The sequence below is a fragment of the Bacillus kwashiorkori genome (assembly GCF_001375515.1).
GTDB classification, from domain to species: Bacteria; Bacillota; Bacilli; order Bacillales; family Caldibacillaceae; genus Bacillus_BK; species Bacillus_BK kwashiorkori.
The window spans coordinates 128379-149400 of record NZ_CTDX01000009.1 but is presented as its reverse complement, the minus strand read 5'-3'; the positions used below and the strand labels follow the sequence as shown (position 1 = coordinate 149400).

20 protein-coding genes are annotated in these 21022 nt (G+C 35.6%); 2 read left to right on the top strand and 18 right to left on the bottom strand.

Annotated features, from left to right (window positions below; genetic code table 11):
- Positions 1-12: 12 nt before the first annotated feature.
- The 9 genes from BN1242_RS02545 to acpS form a co-directional block, all read right to left on the bottom strand.
- A complete protein-coding gene (locus BN1242_RS02545; protein WP_062350874.1) occupies positions 13-1023 on the bottom strand; it encodes a PP2C family protein-serine/threonine phosphatase in 1011 nt (336 codons plus the stop codon).
- A 74-nt stretch (positions 1024-1097) separates the two neighbouring features.
- On the bottom strand, positions 1098-1493 hold the full coding sequence (locus BN1242_RS02540; RefSeq protein ID WP_062350871.1) for an anti-sigma regulatory factor: 396 nt from the start codon (positions 1491-1493) through the stop codon (positions 1098-1100).
- Positions 1494-1496: 3 nt separating this feature from the next.
- Positions 1497-1853, bottom strand: coding sequence for an STAS domain-containing protein (locus BN1242_RS02535; protein ID WP_062350868.1), 357 nt, complete (start codon positions 1851-1853; stop codon positions 1497-1499).
- Complete coding sequence (locus BN1242_RS02530) at positions 1850-2683, bottom strand: RsbT co-antagonist protein RsbRA (RefSeq protein WP_062350864.1); 834 nt, start codon at positions 2681-2683, stop codon at positions 1850-1852. The genes BN1242_RS02535 and BN1242_RS02530 overlap by 4 nt, the downstream gene beginning before the upstream one ends.
- Before the next feature lie 160 nt (positions 2684-2843).
- Positions 2844-3194, bottom strand: a complete 351-nt coding sequence (ndoA, locus tag BN1242_RS02525) for a type II toxin-antitoxin system endoribonuclease NdoA (RefSeq protein WP_062350861.1) — start codon at positions 3192-3194, stop codon at positions 2844-2846.
- 4 nt (positions 3195-3198) lie between these two features.
- Complete coding sequence (locus BN1242_RS02520) at positions 3199-3480, bottom strand: CopG family ribbon-helix-helix protein (RefSeq protein ID WP_062350858.1); 282 nt, start codon at positions 3478-3480, stop codon at positions 3199-3201.
- 353 nt (positions 3481-3833) lie between these two features.
- Positions 3834-4979 (bottom strand): alanine racemase, encoded by a 1146-nt coding sequence (gene alr, locus BN1242_RS02515; protein WP_062350856.1) that lies wholly within the window; start codon positions 4977-4979, stop codon positions 3834-3836.
- Positions 4980-5212: 233 nt separating this feature from the next.
- Positions 5213-6232: a LolA family protein gene (locus BN1242_RS02510; protein ID WP_062350853.1), complete on the bottom strand. Its 1020-nt coding sequence runs from the start codon at positions 6230-6232 to the stop codon at positions 5213-5215.
- Between the two features lie 102 nt (positions 6233-6334).
- Positions 6335-6691 carry a holo-ACP synthase gene (acpS, locus tag BN1242_RS02505; protein WP_062350850.1) on the bottom strand — a complete coding sequence of 119 codons (357 nt, stop codon included), beginning with the start codon at positions 6689-6691 and terminating at the stop codon, positions 6335-6337.
- A 152-nt stretch (positions 6692-6843) separates the two neighbouring features.
- On the opposite strand from acpS, the gene BN1242_RS02500 reads away from it, so the two are divergent.
- Positions 6844-7422, top strand: coding sequence for a rhomboid family intramembrane serine protease (locus BN1242_RS02500; RefSeq protein ID WP_062350848.1), 579 nt, complete (start codon positions 6844-6846; stop codon positions 7420-7422).
- 272 nt (positions 7423-7694) lie between these two features.
- Here the strand turns inward: BN1242_RS02500 and BN1242_RS02495 are convergent, their stop codons facing one another.
- From BN1242_RS02495 to BN1242_RS02460, 8 genes are all read right to left on the bottom strand, one after another.
- Complete coding sequence (locus tag BN1242_RS02495) at positions 7695-9251, bottom strand: PH domain-containing protein (RefSeq protein ID WP_062350845.1); 1557 nt, start codon at positions 9249-9251, stop codon at positions 7695-7697.
- Positions 9241-9723 (bottom strand): PH domain-containing protein, encoded by a 483-nt coding sequence (locus BN1242_RS02490; RefSeq protein ID WP_077216078.1) that lies wholly within the window; start codon positions 9721-9723, stop codon positions 9241-9243. The genes BN1242_RS02495 and BN1242_RS02490 overlap by 11 nt, the downstream gene beginning before the upstream one ends.
- Positions 9724-9819: 96 nt before the next feature.
- Positions 9820-10788, bottom strand: a complete 969-nt coding sequence (gene uvsE / locus BN1242_RS02485) for a UV DNA damage repair endonuclease UvsE (protein WP_062350842.1) — start codon at positions 10786-10788, stop codon at positions 9820-9822.
- Between the two features lie 261 nt (positions 10789-11049).
- A complete protein-coding gene (gene cshA / locus BN1242_RS02480; RefSeq protein ID WP_062350840.1) occupies positions 11050-12480 on the bottom strand; it encodes a degradosome RNA helicase CshA in 1431 nt (476 codons plus the stop codon).
- 285 nt (positions 12481-12765) lie between these two features.
- The gene (locus BN1242_RS02475; RefSeq protein ID WP_071435409.1) at positions 12766-13536 is read right to left on the bottom strand and encodes an alpha/beta hydrolase; all 771 of its coding nucleotides are present in this window, start codon (positions 13534-13536) and stop codon (positions 12766-12768) included.
- Between the two features lie 161 nt (positions 13537-13697).
- Positions 13698-15086, bottom strand: coding sequence for a UDP-N-acetylmuramoyl-tripeptide--D-alanyl-D-alanine ligase (locus tag BN1242_RS02470; protein WP_062350837.1), 1389 nt, complete (start codon positions 15084-15086; stop codon positions 13698-13700).
- A 90-nt stretch (positions 15087-15176) separates the two neighbouring features.
- Positions 15177-16253, bottom strand: coding sequence for a D-alanine--D-alanine ligase (locus tag BN1242_RS02465; RefSeq protein ID WP_062350835.1), 1077 nt, complete (start codon positions 16251-16253; stop codon positions 15177-15179).
- 665 nt (positions 16254-16918) lie between these two features.
- Complete coding sequence (locus BN1242_RS02460; RefSeq protein WP_062350832.1) at positions 16919-17683, bottom strand: hypothetical protein; 765 nt, start codon at positions 17681-17683, stop codon at positions 16919-16921.
- 213 nt (positions 17684-17896) lie between these two features.
- On the opposite strand from BN1242_RS02460, the gene mgtE reads away from it, so the two are divergent.
- Positions 17897-19255 carry a magnesium transporter gene (gene mgtE / locus BN1242_RS02455; RefSeq protein ID WP_062350829.1) on the top strand — a complete coding sequence of 453 codons (1359 nt, stop codon included), beginning with the start codon at positions 17897-17899 and terminating at the stop codon, positions 19253-19255.
- A gap of 327 nt (positions 19256-19582) precedes the next feature.
- Here the strand turns inward: mgtE and BN1242_RS02445 are convergent, their stop codons facing one another.
- Positions 19583-20827, bottom strand: coding sequence for an ISL3 family transposase (locus BN1242_RS02445; protein ID WP_062350066.1), 1245 nt, complete (start codon positions 20825-20827; stop codon positions 19583-19585).
- Positions 20828-21022: the final 195 nt, after the last annotated feature.

The window sequence follows — 21022 nt, the reverse complement described above, 5'->3', positions numbered from 1 at the left end:
TAACGTTTACACTTAAACTTTTCTTCTTAAAATAATTAATGTAAAGTCATCCCGTAGCTTAAATTCTTGTAATCTTTCTAACTCTTTATATATGTTATTAACAATTTCCTGTGCACTTAAATGTATGTATTTTTTAATATACTTTGAAATCATTTCCCGCTCTAAAAAGCCGTTGTTAATTCTTGTCTCCGTTACACCATCAGATAAAAGAACAATCATGTCACCTACTTCAAGGTTTTTTTCATACATCGGATATGTCACATTTTTATCTACACCTAAGATTAATCCTTTCGTATCTAGGTCGGAAAATTCATCTAATTTACAATTATAAAAAAATCCGGGTTCATGCCCCGCAGAAGCGTACTGGAAGTGGTGTTCACTCGGATTATAACTTCCATAAAACATCGTTATAAACATTCCTTGTTCTAGATTTTGTTCTATTATCCGGTTAATATTTTCCAATACGACATTCGGTGTCTCATCTGATGAACATTTCAAACTATCCATTGCGAATTTAATCATCGACATGCAAAGGGCAGCTGGAATCCCTTTACCGATAATATCTGCAATTGCCACTTTTAACGATTGACGAGAATCTGTTACAAAGTGATAATAATCCCCATTCATTATTTTAGCGGGCACACTTATAGCACCAATGTCTAAAAAGTCGAGTTTCGGAATTTTTGTACCAAGTAACGTTTTTTGTACTTTCGCTCCGATCTCTAACTCCATTCTCAATTCCATTTGTTTGTTTCTTAGCGATTGATGTTCACGGTATGCGAGCCCGTAGCTCATCATTATTTCTAACAGTATGTCAAAGGAAGTGTATATTTCATCAGGTACATCCATTATTTCTCTTAACATATTCCTGTGGACACTAATAACTTCCTCGGGCGATACATGATGTTCTAGTAGTTCTTTACTTAACTTTTCAGAAAGATATAATGGCTGTTCCGTTTGCTGTTGTATATAGCTCGTTAGTATTTCTTTATACTTCGTCTCCACCCTCTTATAAAAATCCATCTCATATCCCCCTATCGAAGCGCCAATGCAATTATGAAATTAATAACTCTTCAGTCATATTCACTTAAAAATTTTTACCGTAGCCAGCGAATAACTTGAATAACCGTCCCTTCTCCTGGAATCGATTCTATATTAAATTCATCCATCAACCGTTTGACACCAGGCAACCCAGCACCCAATCCACCTGATGTCGAATAGCCATCCTCCATAACTTTAGCGATGTCCTCAATTCCTGGCCCGTTATCTTCTGCAATAATTTGCAGGCCTACCTTTTCATTTTCAATTTTTTGAACGATAATTCGTCCATTACCTGCATATAAATATATATTTCTTGCCAACTCGCTAATGGTCGTAGTAATTCGAGCCTGATCAACTGTTCCGAAGCCAAGCTCCTTTGCTACATTTCGCCCAAGCTGACGAGCAGCAACGATATCCCACTCATTAATTATTTTTACGAAGGATTGGGCCATTAGTTATGCCCCCAATTCCATCTGTATTTTCTCCAGACCCTTTTCTAAGTCTAAAGCGGTTTGGACATTATCTAATGTAATGCCTAATTCAATTAAGGTAATTGCTACTGCAGGTTGAATACCGGTAAGCACAACTTTAGCACCCATTAATCTTGACATTTGTACGACATCACCAAGTACTTTTGCAATATATGAATCTATCATGTCAACACTTGTAAGGTCGATAACGACTCCTTTTACATTTGTTTCATGAATTTTATTTAATAAATCTTCTTGAAATTGTAAAGCAGATCGATCATCAATTTCCCATTGAATGGAAACTAATAAACAATTATACAGCTTTAAGATTGGGATTCTCACTCCAGTCCCTCCACCTTTACAATTTTTCTGTTCGTCATTTCCAGTGCGGCTTCTATTCCAGTTTTTAATGTATTTTTCGTAATTAAAGAATCGAGATTAATTCCTATCGTGACAATTGTTTGTGCAATTTCTGGGCGAATGCCAACTAACATACACTTTGCCCCTATTAATCGGACTGCTTCGGCAGCTTGAATTAAATAATGTGCAACCATAGTATCGACAATTGGCACACCGGTAATATCAATTAAAACAACTTCTGCCCGATGTTTTACAACCCCTTCTAATAGATTCTCCATCAATTGTTTTGCACGTTCTGTGTCGATCGTTCCGACTAGCGGCATAACAGATATTCCTTCAAAAACGGGAATTAATGGTGCGGATAATTCTTTTAGTGCCACTTTTTGTAATGATACTGTTCGTTCCCAAGTTTCTGAGTAGGTTGATAAAATTTCATCATTCATCGGACTGAACCATTTATCAAATCCCTCATTGAATTCAACAAAGTTTTCTTTCGTTACGATTCCCTCTTCCATCATGCCCTCAAATACGATTCGGTTGAAGGTTTTTATTCCATTAGATACGAAGATTAATGGCCATCCTAAATGAACGACATTTTCTGCAAATTCATGCAAACGTTCATTAAACTCTCTATTGGTTTCTTTTAAATTAGAAACTATTAAATCTATAAATTGACGGCTAGCTTTGCCATAAACTTTATCAGAAAGGACATGAACAAATTGCTTGTTCGTTTTCGCTTTCATTTCTGCTTTCCACTTTGTTAATATTTCCTCTTTATGATTACGAATATAATTAGCAATTTTTTTATCCATCCAATCTCCTCCAAAACCCCTATATAATTTTCATTGTAAAAAAGTATTCACAAAAAAGCAAATAAGGGAATAGGTAAATGAATTTATTTAATTTTTCGAATTGTTGGGGACTGTCCCCAACGCAAACAAAAAAACGCTCCGTTTTGTTGAGCGTTTTATTTTAAAAATCAATTAGTCCTAGGCTGATTTGTAATGCTTCGTCTACTCTGTCCATCATTTCATCATCTAAATGAGTGATTTTATCTGTCAGACGCTGTTTATCTATTGTACGAATTTGTTCTAGCAATATTACCGAATCCCGTTCAAAACCATACTTTTCTGCATTGATTTCCACATGTGTCGGTAACTTTGCTTTTTGAATTTGTGCGGTGATTGCTGCAACAATGACAGTAGGACTAAACCGATTCCCAATATCATTTTGTAACACGAGGACAGGACGAACCCCACCTTGTTCTGAACCAACAACAGGGGAAAGATCGGCAAAATAAACGTCACCACGTTTAACAATCAAAGGATTATCCCCCGCTCACAAGTCGTTCAACAGTATGTTCCGCCTCATATTCCGCGTGAAAACTCTCTGATGCAATGGACAAATTAATTTTGGCCATTTCTAAATAACCCCGTCTCATTGATTCACGAATGTGTCTCTTCTTTCTTTCTCGCAAAAACATTTTCGTTGCCTGATAAATTAACTCATCCCGATTCACGTTTTCTTGTTGAGCATAGCCTTCAATTTCTAACAACAAGCTTTCTGGTAAGCTTACTAAAATCTCTTGGGTAGCACTTGATTCAGACACAAAAGACACCTCCACCAAACTAAGGCACAATGTACTCATACCAATAGTACCATTTATCTGATATTATGGAAAGAATTTTTCCTATTTCCCTATTTTCTATTTAGTATCAGCCAAAAAATATTAAAATTATGCATAATAAAACAATGTTGCTTGCGCCGAAAACAAACAACACTATATTGTATTGTTTTTTTCTAAAAATAGAACAAAAGCAAAAAAATAAAACAGAACTAATCAGTATTTTCCTCTTAATTAAGAGTTTATCATAGCATAAATTATTATAAAAAGAAAGTTGCTTTAATTGAGCTTGAACTGCTTAAGCTTACTTATAAAAATTTGCTATTGGAGGAGCAGAATTACCGGAATAATTCATTTTTTATTTGTACGATTTTTTTACCTTTTTTATATACTCTCGGGAGTCTATGCGACAAAATGCAAATAACCTCATAATTGATTGTACCTAATTTTTCAGCAATTTCATTTACCGTAATATGTTCCTCGCCTTGATTACCAATTAATGTAACCAATGAACCGACTGGGTATTTTTGTGGAAGCTTTATCATACATTGGTCCATACAAATACGCCCAACAATTGGTACCCTAATACCATCAATTAGTACCGACTGTCCTTGTAATAAACGGAGCCAGCCATCAGCGTAGCCAATCGGAATCGTACCAATCCATTCATCCTCTTTCGCTGTATATGTGCCGCCATAGCTAATTTTGGCGCCTTTAGCTACTTTTTTCACATGGGTTAATCGGGTATGCAGTGATAATGCTGGTTGAAGCGGAAACGGTAATTCTGAAACAATATCTATAGAAGGTGTTAAGCCGTACGTAGATATACCACTTCGCACCAAATCAAATAGGCCATCCGCAAACCTTAAGCTTGCTGCACTATTACTCGCATGTATCCACCTTGGCTTCTCCTTTACTATTTCCAAAAACGATTGAAATTTCCTTAATTGCTGCAAATAATAACTGGAATTTTGTTCATCTGCTGCTGCAAAGTGGGTAAAAATACCTTCCAAATGGAAAAATTCGTTTCGCTTAACACTATTTAACAATTCCTCTAACTCTCTCACTGTTCGGACGCCGAGCCGCCCCATACCAGTGTCACATTTAATATGCACTGGCAAGGAACTAGTTAAAACTGTTTTAGCAGTATCCACCCATTCCTTTTGAAATACAGTTAGTGAAATATTATAGTCAGCAGCAATTTGGGCATAATTCGGGGGAACGTATCCAAGGACTAAAATTGGTGCGGTAATACCTTGTTTCCTTAAATATATCGCTTCATCTAAAAGTGCTGTTGCAAGGGCTGTCGCTCCAGACTCCAATGCAATAGTCGCTGTTTCATAAGCACCATGACCATAGCCATTTGCTTTTACTGCTACCATTAAATCTGTATCATTCGGTAAATGGTTGTACATGTTTTTAACATTACTGCTAATCGCATCCAACTGTACTTCTATCCACGTTTCACGATAAAATTCATCCATTAAAGGCACTTCCTTTAATTTATTGCTATCTTCCCGACAACAATCACAACATGTTTATCATTAAATTATGTAATTGATTTTTTTATCTGTCAATGAATTATTTATGTTAATATATGGAAAGTGTAAATTACGCTTTATTCATAATATGATGAAAAAAATATGTTAGAAAGGCTATGCCCATTCTAACATATTCTTTGATGGTATAAAAATACTGCCTGTTTTCGTGAACTTTGTTATTTTTCTTCTGTTGCTTGGACGGAGCGGGCTAGCATAACCATTTCCTCTTTCGTCAAATCTTTTGAAGCAATCATATATTCTACTCCATCATACGTCCATGTAAGTGAATGATCTGTTAATGCACCGATCGTAAATCCTAAATCAACTGGATCACCATTCATCGTTGTTGATGCGAAAGAACTTGTTTCTATTACCTCTACTTTTTCTTGCATCAAAGTGAATGATTTCTCCCCTTCATATGTGAGAACGTAACGTGATCCATTTGCAGTCATTACTTCTTTTTCGCCTACTAAGTCTGTACCTGGTATTTCAGCAGCAGGTATTTTAACTGTAAAGTTTTCGTCTCCATTATTAGAAGTAACTGGTATTTCAATTTTTGCACTCGTCATATTGCGATCTAAATCAAATGAACTATTATCAAACTCTGCATTAAATTGCATTTTTGAAAATTCAACTGCCAACATTGTGTTGCGATCTTGGTCCATAATCTTTAGTGATATTGGTGATAAATCTTTTTTATTAAAGGTAATCTCTTGGATTGGCATCATTTTATTGTACTGATATCTCGTTTTTGTTTCAAACACATAATGCTCTTTAGAATCCTTCATAATAGCCTCTTTATCATTTGCTAAGTCCGCTACTAACGATTCATATAAATATGGTTGGCTACCATTTTTTGGCCAATCACTTTGGAATTTAAAGCTTTTTTTCAAGGCTGGGGTCAATACATATACACCATCTTTATTGCGCAAAATCAGCTGACTTTGCTCCTGTTTTCCACCATTCTTTAATTGAACACGATAAAAATCTGGCTTATTATACCAAACATCGACATCATACGTTTGTGGTTCAGTACCCATCGTTAATGTCATTTTCGCCGTAAGCTTATAGCCTTTTAAATCTTCCACCTTTGATTGAAGATCTTTCAACACATCTTCTTGTGTTTTTGCACCGCATCCTGCAAGTAATAACATGGCAAAAAATCCTGTTATTAGGAAGATCCATTTCTTTTTCATCTTTCCAACTCCTTTAGTCTCTTTTCACTTTTCCATACGAATATATGAGACAAACCTTCCGTTTATGATAGAAAGTCGGAGAGGAATTTTCTATGAGACGAGCTAAGTTACTTTTTCAATAATTACTTGAGCTAGGGCGTTTTGACTACTATGAGTGATAGTTAAATGAACTCCTTCTGATTGTGGCTCTTTAATAAATGGCTTGCCTAATTCATCGGTAGCTACTTCAATATCCTGCAATGAAATTTGCGCTCCAATCCCTGTTCCAACTGCCTTTGCATATGCCTCCTTTGCTGCGAATCTTCCTGCTAAAAACTCTACTTGACGCTTGAATGACAGGTTTTTAAAAACCGCATACTCATTTTCAGTCAAAATTTTTTCACTTAATCTCGGATTTCTAGCCAACTTTTCCTCCATTCGTTGCAGTTCTACAATGTCCATTCCTATTCCTATAATCATTTGCACACCACCTGCCTTTTTCAGTTATTACTTATGGTTTCTCGAAAGATCGTGCATTTTAAAATTTTTTCCATCAACATTCCTTCTATTTTTTCACTCTTATTCATATATTGTACAAGCAAAAAAGAAGAAAACAAACAGGTGGGCTGAATATGATAATAAAAAGTTCTAACTTAAAAGAATACGCAGAAACTTATCCAATCACCTTTTCCTTATTAATGATAAATCTAATTTTTTTCGTTTTACTGACTGTACCTGTATTCCCAAATCAACTACTATTCGAAAAAACCGTTGGTGTAAATATTTTAATCACGATTGGTGAATGGTGGCGACTAATCACTCCGATTTTCGTTCATAATCATTTGACCCATTTATTGTTTAACTGTTTTTCCTTGTTTTTATTCGGCTCGCTGTTGGAAGGAATGTTGAAAAAATCCACATTTTTTCTTTTATATTTAAGTTCAGGTATTTTCGCAAATGTAATGACTTATCTTTTAGCGCCACCAACGTATGTGCATGCTGGTGCTAGCGGGGCTATTTTCGGCATTTTAGGAGTCATTTTTACACTTATATTATTTAAAAGATTGCCGAAACGTTTTGCTCAAACTTTCATCGCAATATTAGTCATTAATCTTCTCTACACTTTTTTACAACCAGAAATTAATCATATTGCACATATTTCAGGTTTTTTATGGGGAATGATTGGCGGGTACTACGTTTTGCGGAGATAAACGTAATGTCATTTAAAAAACGGCAGTCGTATTTTTTTAGTCTGGAAATTCGAAAAAGATTTTCCGACTTACAAAAACGACTGCCCTTCTTTTTTATTAAAAACTCTTTCAATAAATAGTTAAAGTGGGCCAAACTATTTTTCCTTCGACCAACAAGTAAAAATTTCTTTCCATTGTTCTTCATTTTTTATTTATTACACCGAAAACGAAAAAAAATGTTTTACCTTTGTTTTTAAGTATCGTGTAAGCAAATCTCCATCTCTTAGAAAAAACTAACAATCCTTGTGAACATCCGAAGTTTCATTGAATTTTTCCAATTCCTTATTTACATTTGCTAGTTTAGATTGTTGTTCTGTTTTGCTATACCACATAAAGATTTGCATTGCCTCATCTTTATCCATATCAATCGTATCGCCGCCAGCACCGCCTAATCCTGACATAATAACAGCAGAGACTGAACGAAGTGATTTTCTCTTTTGTAACCAATTTTGGGAAATATCTAATGACTGAATTCGATGTTTAAACATATAACTCGTATTAGCATTCAAAAATCGGTGGCGTAAAACGAGTTGATTACCAGTAATATTCCAACCAGCAAATTGGTAACTCAAATAGCCAAAAAACATAAAAAGTGGTAATAGTAAAAACAATAAGTATCCCCAAGGATTGAAAAAATAAGCGCCGATAATCACTGGAATAATGAGACGATAAAAAGGCCGCATGATATAGCGTGTTTTTGCTCGCTCTGGGACTGGGTGGAATGAAACATTGATTTGATATTCAGGTAAACATTTTTGAATAATCGCCGCTATTTCCACCTTTTTTATTAACGGGCTAATCATAATAGCACCTGATTCTCCGTCAATAGTAGACCCGCCTGCACTTATTACATGTATCGCTGCATAGCCAAACATTCGCCGAAATAACCCCTCTTTTATTTCAATCCCTTGAACCCGTTTCAGGGGAACGGTAACTTGTTTTATTTCTAGCAAGCCGCTCGAAATAATTAAATTTTCTTCTGTCTTTTCCACTCTGAAGTTGGCATATTTTAACATGGTACGGATAATAGCAATAATATAAGCGACTACAATGGCAAATAAAGTAACGATGGCAACCATAACTATCCCATGTTTTACAAAGTCTTGGAATTCAGTAATAATCGTATCGACTGGCAATATTTCATCAAACTGTAAAATAAATGCAACTAAAGCACCAATAATACCTAACGCCCCACCACTTGTTAATGAGAAGATAAAAATATCCCGGTAACTCATCGAATAAATAAATTGTTTTTGTTCTTCTACTACCGAAATTTCTCTTGACTCATCCGTTTCCTCTATCTCAGTTTCCGCTTTCTGCTTATGTTGGTCTTTCGCCTTTTTCACTATTTGCTTAATAGTATTCGCTTCTTCTTTCGTAATAGCTGTAAGAGCTGCTTCCGATTCACCAACTCCACCACCAGCTGTTTCAATATTAATTTTTACAAGTCCGAAAATACGATGTAAAATTCCTTCTGAAGTAGTAATACTTTGCACTCTTTCAAATGGTATGTAGCGTTTTTTCCGTACAAACAGTCCGTGTTCAATCCGTAGCTCCCCTTCTTCTAACCGGTAAGTGAAACGGAGCCATTTAATTAGACCAGAAATTATGGAAAATGAAAAAATAACTGCAGGGATGATAAAGACGAATAACTTATCTAAAAAACTAGCATCTTCTCCTTTACCCCCGATGACAACTAGCATCACAATCGGGATAATGGAGTCTTTTAATTCTTTAAGAATATTCGTGATTAGAGCAACCGGATGCATTCGTCTCTTTTCAGATATCATCTTCAGCAATCCTCGCTAATCTTGAAATAAAATGTCTTAATTCCTCTGCTTCCTCTTCTTCAAGAGCAGGAATTTCATGGACTGTTGCTGCTGTGGAAATAGAAATCGATGCTAGTTTATATTTTTTTAAAAGCGGACCTTGGCTAGTGTCTACGTGTTGTACCCGAATCATCGGAATTAATGTTTTTGTGACAACGAATAAGCCATACTGTAATTCAATTTCTTGATCACGAACTTCATAACGCCAACGTTTCCACCGTAATTTCGGGCTGAAAAAGATGCTGTAATAACTTTTCAACACCCATAAAACTACGATGATTGGAATAATCCATTTTGGCCAATCAAAAATATTAATTAGAATGATAGCTGTTATTGATATGGATAAATAAATAGCTGAACTAATTGCTCCTGAAATTTTCCACACTTTTAACGCTTTCTCTGAAATGCGGTTACGTGGTTCCCCTATTGCCAACTGCCTCTCCCCTTCCAGTATGTATTCTCTAGTAAGTGGTACATTCTATATACGTATTAGTATATAAAAAGTTTTCATTCCCGACTAGTTTTTGTTTTACCTTACCAAAAAACTCGCCTGATTAACTTTTTCATAACCTGGTAAGCCTTGCAAATCTTGAGCGAGCCGAAACAAAGCATCGTCTTTTTGTTTCGCTTCAATCATTATGTCTATTTGATCAACGGTTCCTTTAACCGTTTGCAAAAACTCATGCAATTGGGTTACTTCGATATAATCCGCATGGGCTCGAAAATTTGTTGGTGATTTCGGACTCGATATATGCATTTTTAACGGAAGAGCCGAAGTATTCCATGTTGCAACTATCCGCTCCCAATTACTTTCCCAACTTTGTCCATCATTATTTGCTTGATGGTGGTGAAGGTCAAAAATGATTGGAAGACCTAATTTTTCACATAAATACAATGTATCTTGAACAGTAAAAACTTTATCATCATTTTCCAACATGAGCATCGACTGAATTGGTTCTGGGATAAAAGCAAAATTATGCACGAATTGTTCTAGTGCCTTCTCTTTATTTCCATATCCGCCTCCAACATGCAACACACATCGATGCAACGGATTCAATCCAAAAGCTTGTAACATTTCCAAATGGACTTGTAAATTATCGACCGATGCTTGCAAAACACCTGCTTTCGGTGAGTTGAGAATAACAAAATGATCTGGGTGAAAGTCTACTCGCACGTGACGATTCTCTCTTAAAAAATCCCTTATTTTAGCAAACGATTCTTCTAGTGGTGTAAGGTAATTCCAGCCTAAAAGCGCTTCATGAGTTGCAAGTGGGATTAATCGAGAACTCAATCGAAAAAAATGGATATCGTGTTCTAAGTTATAATGCAACAGTCTTAAACAACTTTCTAAATTACTCATCGCTATTCTAACCAGTTTTCTTCGGGCCGCTTCTTCATCTTGTAATTTATTGTAGTGGGCAAATGTCATCGTATGTGATGGAGAACTGTTCGGCAAGTGAACACTCATGGCAACATACCCTAATCTAATTAATGTCATCGGTTAACCTCCTTGCTTTTATCGATTACTGGAATAAAGTTATCGCTTCCAAATGGAATTTTCAGAGCTATAAAAAATATGTAGCTTTAACAGTTATCATGGTGAATTTTTTATAAGTGCCTACCTATTTTATGAAGTTGTGATGTTCAAAAGAACGAAAGCAGTGTTAGGTCTTCACTGATTATCGCAAAGTCATGTATTTTCTATATAAAAAAAATAGCGTTCAGCTAAGTTGTACTGACGCTATTTTTTACTATTTCCTTATTTCTTATTATATTTTTTCGGACCGCGATTTTGATAATTACGTCTTCGGGAGTCGCGGTTATTGCGAGACGTATTACGAGATTCGGAACGGAATTTTTCCCGTTTTACTGGTAGCGGTGCTTCATTCGTTATTCTGACTGGTGTAGTGTCTGGTTCTTTTGTTAACATTTTTAAAGCCGCAGCTATTATTGCTTTAGCTTCATGTTCATTCAATAATTCTTCTGCCGCCTTTTTATATAGCGATAAATCATTAGCATCAATAATACTATTGAGTTTGTCCATTACGATTCGTTGTTGGCCTTCAATTGCCTCAGCAAGCGTTGGAATTTGCATCCGTTTCATCCGCTTTTTCGTTGTTTCTTCCACAAATTTTAAATAGCCCATTTCTCTTGGCGCAACAAAGGTGATAGCCATCCCTGTTTTTCCGGCACGACCAGTTCGCCCAATCCGGTGAACATAACTTTCTGGATCTTGTGGAATGTCAAAGTTGTAGACATGAGTTACACCAGAAATATCTAATCCACGAGCAGCCACATCTGTAGCTACTAATACATCAATAGAGCCTTCTTTAAATTTACGTAATACGGATAGACGTTTTGCTTGCGATAGATCACCATGGATTCCTTCTGCAGTATAACCACGAATCGATAATGCTTCAGCAACCTCATCCACCCGACGTTTCGTACGGCCAAACACAATTGCCAAGTCTGGTGATTGATAATCAAGCAAGCGTGTTAAGGCATCGAATTTTTCACGTTCTTCCACTTTAACAAAAAATTGATCAATTTGTGGAACGGTCATTTCTTTCGCTTTCGTTTTCACGAGTTTCGGATCCTTCATAAACTTCACAGCAATAGCGCGAATTTTATCCGGCATTGTCGCTGAAAATAGTAAGGTTTGTCTGTCACTCGGAATTTTTTCCAAAATCGCCTCAATATCATCAATAAAGCCCATATTTAACATTTCATCTGCTTCATCAAGAACAACAGAATGAATATGAGACAACTTTATCGTACCTCGGTTAATATGATCGAGCAGTCGGCCAGGGGTACCAACAATAATTGCTGGTTGTTTCTTAAGTGCACGAATTTGTCTAGAAATATCTTGACCACCATAAACAGATAGGACATGGACTCGTTTATCATACCCAATTTTATACAATTCTTCGGAAACTTGAATAGCCAATTCCCTCGTTGGCGCTATTACTAAACATTGTATATTTTTGCTTTTCATATCAACTTTTTCCACTAGCGGAATTCCAAAAGCGGCTGTTTTTCCAGTACCTGTTTGTGCTTGACCGATAATATCGTGGCCTTCCATACTTAACGGAATTGTTTGTTCTTGAATTGGTGTTGTCTCTTCAAAACCAATTTTTTTCAGTGACCTTAATGTAGTTGTACTTAAATGTAAATCTTCAAATTTTGCCAATATGTTTCATACTCCTTTGTGTTTTAAACAAAAATTTATTTTATTTTTGGCCCTGTTAAGTAGTATTGCCGAAATAAAAAATATATAATTATGCAATCAAGCAGATAGTCAAGCTTCAAGAATTTTTTTAGCGAAAAGCTATACTTAGCCAATTGAAGGCTGCAAATTTCAACAAGTTTTTTAACAGAACCAATGTATTCCTAACAGAAAAAATACTCTCAGCACTTGAGAGTATAAAACTGTACTCAGTATATAAATTTCCATTTTGTTCAATTAATATTACCACTAAATATCGTTAAAAGCAATTTTTTCAAAGTTTGTTGAGTGGCGTAACTTCTCGTGCTTATGAACGATTGGATTTTCTACACTTTCTAAATCTAAAAAAGATAAAATTTCATGAAATAGTTGGGATGTATAATCGCCATAACAAATTTGGTGATCGGCCTCTTCAATAAAAAGCAATCTTTTTTCTATAGACTGGATGCTTTTAAATAAAAAGTGGGCACTTTTTTCTGGAACGACCGGGTCTTGTTTCCCTTGAACGATAAATGTTGGGGTAGAAAGTTGTCTTAATAATGGTCTAATTGTTTGTACTAACTTTCGAAACTGAAGTACGGCCGATAGCGGCGTCATTGCTACTTTTCTTTTAAAGTTTGTATATATTTCAGTTCGAATGCCGCGAGTACTCTCACGGAAAGTAAAATATCGAAGGATTTGCCCTTTTAAATATTCCGTATTTAAATAATAGGCGGCCGGACTTAATAGTACAAGTCGTTGAACAGGATAACGTACCGATAAATAGCTTGCTATTAGGCCGCCCATAGAAAAACCGCAAATATAAACTTTATCACATTGCTCTAATAATTGTTGTAGCTCCATTTCAGTATGCTCAATCCATTGCTGATAGTGGATTCCTTTCAGCCGTAAATGTTCTCCGTGCCCCGGTAATGTTGGTGTTTTTATGAACCAATTCGTATGTTTTTTTAGAAATTGAACAAGTGGTTCTAATTCTTTTGGTGAACCGGTGAAGCCGTGAATACATAAACAACCGTTCATTTTACCCATCCTTCTTTATAATATCAACTATTGATAATGTAACCAAGACTAGAAAAAATAGTCGATATTAATCGTTACTATATATTGGATGGTATTTAAAATGAGCTGTCAATTTGTGGCTGCCATACGTTCTGTTTTACAGTCGGCATTTTATTTTAAGGTTAAACACGATGATTGATAATCGATAAAACTACTTCTTCCAGTCTCATTCCCCTGGATGCCTTCACTAAAACTATTGTTCCATCTTCTAATTGATTCTTTAAATGTTCGATTAAACCCTGTTTATTTGTAAAGGTATGGATTTTATTAGGAGAAAGCTTATTTTGTTTAGCACCTTCAGCAATATGTGCCGCTAATTTTCCATACGTATAAAGTAAATCAATTTCATTCTTGTCAATTGATTTACCGACTTGTTGATGAAAGTGTGCTTCTTGTTCCCCTAATTCTAACATATCTCCTAAAACAAGAATTTTCTTATCGTATCCTTGTAAATCCGTCACAAGTTGAATAACTGCTTTCATTGAAGTTGGGCTCGCATTGTATGCATCGTTAAGAATAGTCGATCCATTCAACCCTTTCATTAATTCCATCCGCATTTGGGTAAGTCTTAATTTTTGAAATGCTGCATTCATTTGCTCATATTTAACTCCCCATTCTTGGGCGACACAAATACAAGCAAGGGCATTAAGAACATTATATTCTCCTAAAACTGGCAAAAAGAAGCTTTCCATTGATTGATTAATATGAAATTCCGAACCATTTTCTTTCATCGTAAATTGTTTAATATAAAAATCATTCGTCGGATCTTTGCCAAAGGTTAATGTTTTCCAATCATGTTTCCTTGTAGATAATTGTTCAGAAATTAGAGGTTCTTCACCAGGATAAACGAATAATCCATCTTCCCTTAATCCGTTTAAAATTTCCATTTTCGCCTTTGCTATTCCTTTTCTTGAACCTAACTCTTGGAGATGGGCTTCGCCAATATTTGTAATGATCGCTGCGTCTGGTTTGGCCATATTAGTAAGAAAATCTATTTGCCCAAAATCATCCATCCCCATTTCTAAAACAGCCACTTCTGTATCTTTATCTAAGCCAAGGATAGTCAGTGGTAACCCAATATGGTTATTAAAATTACCGATTGTCTTCTGCGTTTTATATTGGATAGATAGTAACTCCGCTAAAATATCCTTTGTCGTTGTTTTTCCGTTACTTCCGGTGACGCCAACTACTTTTACCTCTAGTTCTTCTCGATATTTTCTCGCTAGCTCTTGCAAGGATTTTAACGTATCATCCACGATGAGAACAGGGTAATCCGTAGGTGGGTTAGGAACATCTGCTTGCCAAAGAACGGCAGTTGCCCCTTTTTCAAAAGCATCTCCAACAAATTCATGACCGTCCCGCTTTTCCCCTTTTAATGGAATAAATAAGTTTTCTTTCGTAATTGTTAACGTGTTTATAGATGCTCCGTGAATCGTCACATCTGCGAATGCGGACACATCATTTTTTACATCGAGCATAGCGGCTAATTCTTTTATCGTTTTTTGAATCATTAGTAACCTCCTTGCTAGTTAATGCGGGATAAAAATATTTCATCTAAACAATTTTCCAGTATGGATAAGCAATGTTTAAATGTGGAATCGCTAAAAAGTATATCTAATTTTCTTTTTATCATTGTATCGTTCTAAGCCAAGTTGTATTAGTTGATCAATTAATTGGGAATAGTCAAGTCCTGTATGTTTCCATAATAACGGGAACATACTGACAGGTGTAAATCCTGGCATCGTATTCACTTCGTTAATAAACACTTCCCCATCATTTGTTACAAAAAAGTCCGCACGAACAAGACCTGAACAATCTAAAGCTTTGAACGCAGTAATTGCCGCCTGTTTAATTTCTTCGTACGTTTCTTCACTCACTTCTGCTGGTATGATTAAGGCAGTATCTCCATCCTCGTATTTTGCTTTATAATCGTAAAACTCTTTTTTAGGAACGATTTCACCAATGATAGAGCATTGTGGGTCTTCATTTCCTAACAGACCGATTTCAATTTCACGGGCTACAACCCCTTGTTCCACAATCACTTTTCGGTCAAATTGAAAAGCCTCTTGGAACGCTGTTATTAATTCATCACGATTTTTACATTTGCTAATCCCGACACTAGAGCCTAAATTAGCCGGTTTTACAAAACAAGGGTAGCCGATAGCTGTTTCGACTTTTTCATACGCCGCAACTTCAGCAATTTCCCATTGATAACGGGTGAAATGCACGTATTTTACTTGTTTTAAGCCTGCTTCAGCAAATAAATTTTTCATAATCACTTTATCCATACCAGCGGCAGATGCTAATACGCCATTCCCTACATATGGTAAATCTAGAACTTCAAGTAAACCTTGTACTGTACCGTCCTCTCCATTCGGACCATGTAGTAATGGGAAAATAATCGTCTGTTCGTTCTCATTATGGTGATCAAACAATTCCGTTGTAACAGCCATTCGTTGAACTGTCGGTGTATTGGGCGCTAATTTTAATTCTTCCACATGTTGACAAGGGCTTGACAATGCTTCTCGTTTAATCCAATGCCCTTCTTCTGTAATATAGATAGGATTTACTTCATATTTTGAAAAGTCCAATGCTTGAATTACCGAAAGAGCTGTGCGCATGGAAACTTGATGTTCTGCTGATTTCCCGCCATACAATAAGAAAATTTTTGTTTTCATATGAGACCTCCGTGAAAAAATTTGGCATTCGCCAAGCACATCATTTATATTTAGTTATTTTACCATTAATTTTTAAGTAATGATTAATTTACTGAAGATTTTTTTCCTATTCTTTTATTTTATTAAATTGCTGCATGTATCATGCTTTTACATATATGTTATTCGGAATTTAAGGGTAGTTGGACAAATGAGATGGTAGAAGGAGATGGTTTATGGTGGTATTTGTTTTTATAAATATTAGTGACTAAATGCAAATATTGGTAAGTGTCAGCTGTTCCTGCTGGACAAGGAACGCAACGGCCGCGACGCATCGCACGAAGGAAAAAGCGAATGCTTTTTTCGAGGAGTCACCGCCTTAAACTACAATTAACAACTGCTTAAAAATCAATAATAAACAATAACATAGACACCCATGAAAGCGAATTTTCACCATGGTGAATGAAAATAGCTGTATATTAAGGGTAGCCTTAGGAATAAAAATATATGTTATTACGTGTTTTTATTTTCTTGCGACTTTTTCCAACGATGTCCTCAACAAGGGTACTATAATAACCTTTTTTCCTCCATCATTTTCTCCAATTTTGACTTTAAGGGGTTACCCAATAAGAATAACCCCACTAGACTAATGAAATGGCGTTAGCATAAGTTGGAAAATTACGGCTGCACTACTTCCCTTCCAATGTTACCGACCATTCTCGCTGTTTCTTATCCAAGATGATCGAGCCAACCGGTGCATTCATTTTTTTCTCGTGATATACTTCAAGCATAGCGTCCATATTATAAAAATCCCCGATTGGCCAAAAAGGAATCTCGACTAAGTTCCGTTGTGGGCGTATATTTTGAAAAGAGAAAACGACACCGGAAGACAACATACTGCGAATCGGGCGGAATGTGCTAGCTTCTATTTGCGGATAAGTTTTCTTCTTTCGCAAATTTAAGAACGATTTTTCCATTTTCATTTGTTCTAATTTCTTTGGAATAACGTTCCCTAATATGTGGAAAAAATCATTTAGATTTCGGTAATAAATTTTATTATGCCAGCCATCTGCTTCCGATAAATAAACGAAGCGATTATTTAGTTTCTGATAGAAAGGAGTGGCAAAATGTTTTTTCATATGTGCTAAATATAGTAATTCCGCAATTTCCCGCGGTTCTAATGAGTCAATATTAAATAAATCCTCAAAATCAATCCAGCAAAATTGACCATATTTCCTAACATCATCTTCAGTTAGCTGAGCAACTTGTTCTTCGGTAACATAGCTAAATTGAGTTCGTGTATGAAATTCGCTATCATGGAATTGGTGTTTTAATAACAGTAAATTCACTAATTGATTCGGTAAAGCATGCATAAAGTCTGCAAAGCTTATGCCATGGCTAATCACATGATGTTCGTGGGCATTTACAAGAACATAGACTAAATCTTTTACCAATATACTCACTCCTATAAGGACACTGCATTTAATCAAAATCCTCATAATAAAAAATCATTATGTATTCTAAAAAATACTTAGTTTTATTCTAGCAAATTTTTGACAAAATATCTTATAACTACTGTACCTTTTCATAAAATCCTGCATAATATAGTTTGTGATATTTTTTCCATATAGTCTATTTTTATTTTACAAGAAAAGGGGGAGGCTCCAATGACCAAAAACTTAACTTCCGAACAAATTTTATTCATTGCCTTAAAATATTTAAAAGAAAATAAAAAAACAGAGATGGAAAGGTTCCTTGATGAGCTTCAACCTTATGATATTGCCGCTATTTATAAAGAATTACCACAAAAATTTAAAACAAGGTTTTTATTTTTCCTAAATAATCATATTTTGGCTGATGTCATTCAAGAATTAGACAGTGACCTTCAATTTGAAGTTTTAAATAAATTAACGACAGATAAAAAAGCAGAAGTCCTAAATTTAATGGATAACGATGACTTAGCATCGTTACTTCATGATTTACCAGAGGACAAGTCCATCTCGCTTCTTGCGGAAATGGAGCACGAAGAGTCAACTGCAGTTAAAAATATTATGAACTATCCAGAAGAAACTGCGGGACGGTTAATGACAAACCGCTTCGTCTGGATCCGTAATTATTATACCGTACGTGAAGCAGTTGATAAGCTAAAAACTTTTGCAGATTTTGCCGAGACGATAAACTATTTATATGTGATCGATGAAAATCGCCGTCTAGTGGGGGTTGTATCCTATCGCGACTTATTAATCGCTGATGAAAAGGATTTGATAAAGGATATTATGTTTGAGCGGGTAATTTCAGTCAATGTAATGACAGACCAGGAATTTGCAGCTCGCATTTTGGAAAAGTACGACTTTCTAGCTTTACCAGTTGTCGATGACAATAATGTGTTGCAAGGGATTGTAACCTTTGACGATATGTTCGACGTAATTATCAGTGAGGCAAATGAAGATATCGAAAAATTATCTGCCTCTGGTAAAGCAATTGACTTTGATACGAAAGCGATTGTTGCTGCTTCAAGAAGACTCCCATGGTTAATTTTACTGTTATTAATTGGCATTATTTCTGGCAGTATTATAAGTCATTTTGAAGATACGCTAGATCTTGTTGTAGCGCTAGCTTTCTTTATGCCACTTATTTCTGGTATGACTGGAAATACAGGTACTCAATCGTTAGCAGTTGTCGTCCGTGGGCTAGCAGGTCGTAATCCGGATAAAAAAGCAGTTATAAAGTTAGTTATGCGGGAGTTTATCGTTGGTTTAATCATTGGAATTATTTGCGGTATTTTAATTTTCCTCATCGCATTTATTTGGAAGGGCAATGTTTATTTAGGCTTTGTTGTTGGGGTCTCGTTAATTTTAACGTTAATTATCGGAACGCTTGCTGGGACCATTATTCCACTCATTCTTTACCGTTTCAAAGTCGATCCAGCAGTAGCATCCGGACCGCTCATTACAACGTTGAATGATATTTTTTCATTAATTACGTATTTCTCCATAGCTACGGCATTTTTAGATAAATTAATGTAAGTATATGAAATTTTTTAAGGAGAATTGGTTGCTCATGTAGGTTGCCAATTCTTCTTTTTTATTACTGCCAAAAATCCTTGGTTGTCTGCTCATGCTTCTATTATTACAAAATGTGTCCCAACAATTGTATTTTATTTCGTTTGACTGAATATAATTTATTTTTGGCTCTTCGCTATTTAGTGTGGGTATAAAAGAATCTCGGACCATAATAAGTGGTAAGCCTCCTTCTCAACTTTTGATAGTTTTCCATTTTACGGGGAGGCTGTCAAGGAAAGCACTTGACAACCTCCCCGTAAAATGGAGCTGGGTCTGTAAGTTGAGAAGGACCTACCCTAGCTTATGTGGTTCTACACTAATCAATAACTTATTAGCTGTTGCGTAGATCATCGCAATAAAGTTCTTTGTGGTTCTGTAGCCCCTAGCTTTTCTCTTTGCAGCTTGAACTAGACTATTGATACCTTCGAGTAGACCATTAGTCATTTTTGAAACGAACCATCTTAATATCCCTTGTTCGTGTTTCTTTAATGTTTGGGCAACCTTTATTATTGGTTCTAACTGAGAACGGGTGGCCCATTGGTACCACTCATTAAAATGAAGGGTGGCAAAGCGTTCAGTTTTGGTCCACATTTCTTGAAGCGAAAGCTTCAATCTATAAGCTCTAGCTGTTTTTAAATTGGTATCCTTTAATTTTAGGATCTTTTCCTGTTGTTCGGTGTTTAGATTTTTATGGTTTTTTAACCATAAATAACGTGTCTTTTTAAGGCCTGGTTGTTCAATTTGCTCATTGCGTCGTACCTGATCTAGCGCCTCATTCATAAGTTTCATGACATGAAATTTATCAAAGGTTATGTGTGCTTCTGGAAATTCTGTTTCGACACCCTTTTTGAATGCTGGGGACATATCACTACAGACTTCTTTAATGTTATTAGGCTCAACATTATGATCCTTTAAGAAGGAAGAAAATTTTTTAAGAACATTCGCGTCTTTTCCTTCTGTAGCGAATAAAACAAGCTTTGTATCCATATCTACAAACAGAGTGACATATTCATGTCCTCGCCGGCTAGATGTCTCATCAATGGCTATTCGCTTAACATTGGAAAAGTCCAATTCTTTCATGGCTTTATCAACATAATAATGAAAGACACGCCACAACCTAGTATCATGTTCACCTACTTTTCGGGCCACTGTAGCAACGGGCATTTCTTTCATTAATTGCATTAATTCAGATTCAAAAAACCATGTAAACCCAGCACCAGGGCGAGACCATTCTACATGAATGGTACGAATCTTATTACAAAGATTACATTTTGTTCGAGGCAATCTTGCGTGTAAGATGGTTTGATACTGCCAGAAATTAAGGTGCCTCCACGTACGATCATCATTTACTATGTCATGAACTTTTGCCTGAGGATGACCACAATGAGTGCATACAAATTCAGAACCACGTCTAAAATCTAAATAAATATCAAGAATATAATCATTTTGGTTCAATTCGTAATCAATAACATACCATGGATCTTCAATACCTAATGCCTTTTGGAACACACTATATTCTTGGTTAAAATCTCTCATTTTGGGCCACCTCGGATAATAATATTTTAATTTATTATCCATTATGGTCTTACCTAGGAATCTTTAAACCAATACTATTTAGCGAGGAAGCTTATTTTTTATAATTACTAGTAATATATAGATTGTGGTTTTTTACATTTTTTTACAGTTGTTAAAGTAACTAAAGCGATTACATTTTTATTGGACAAAATCGAA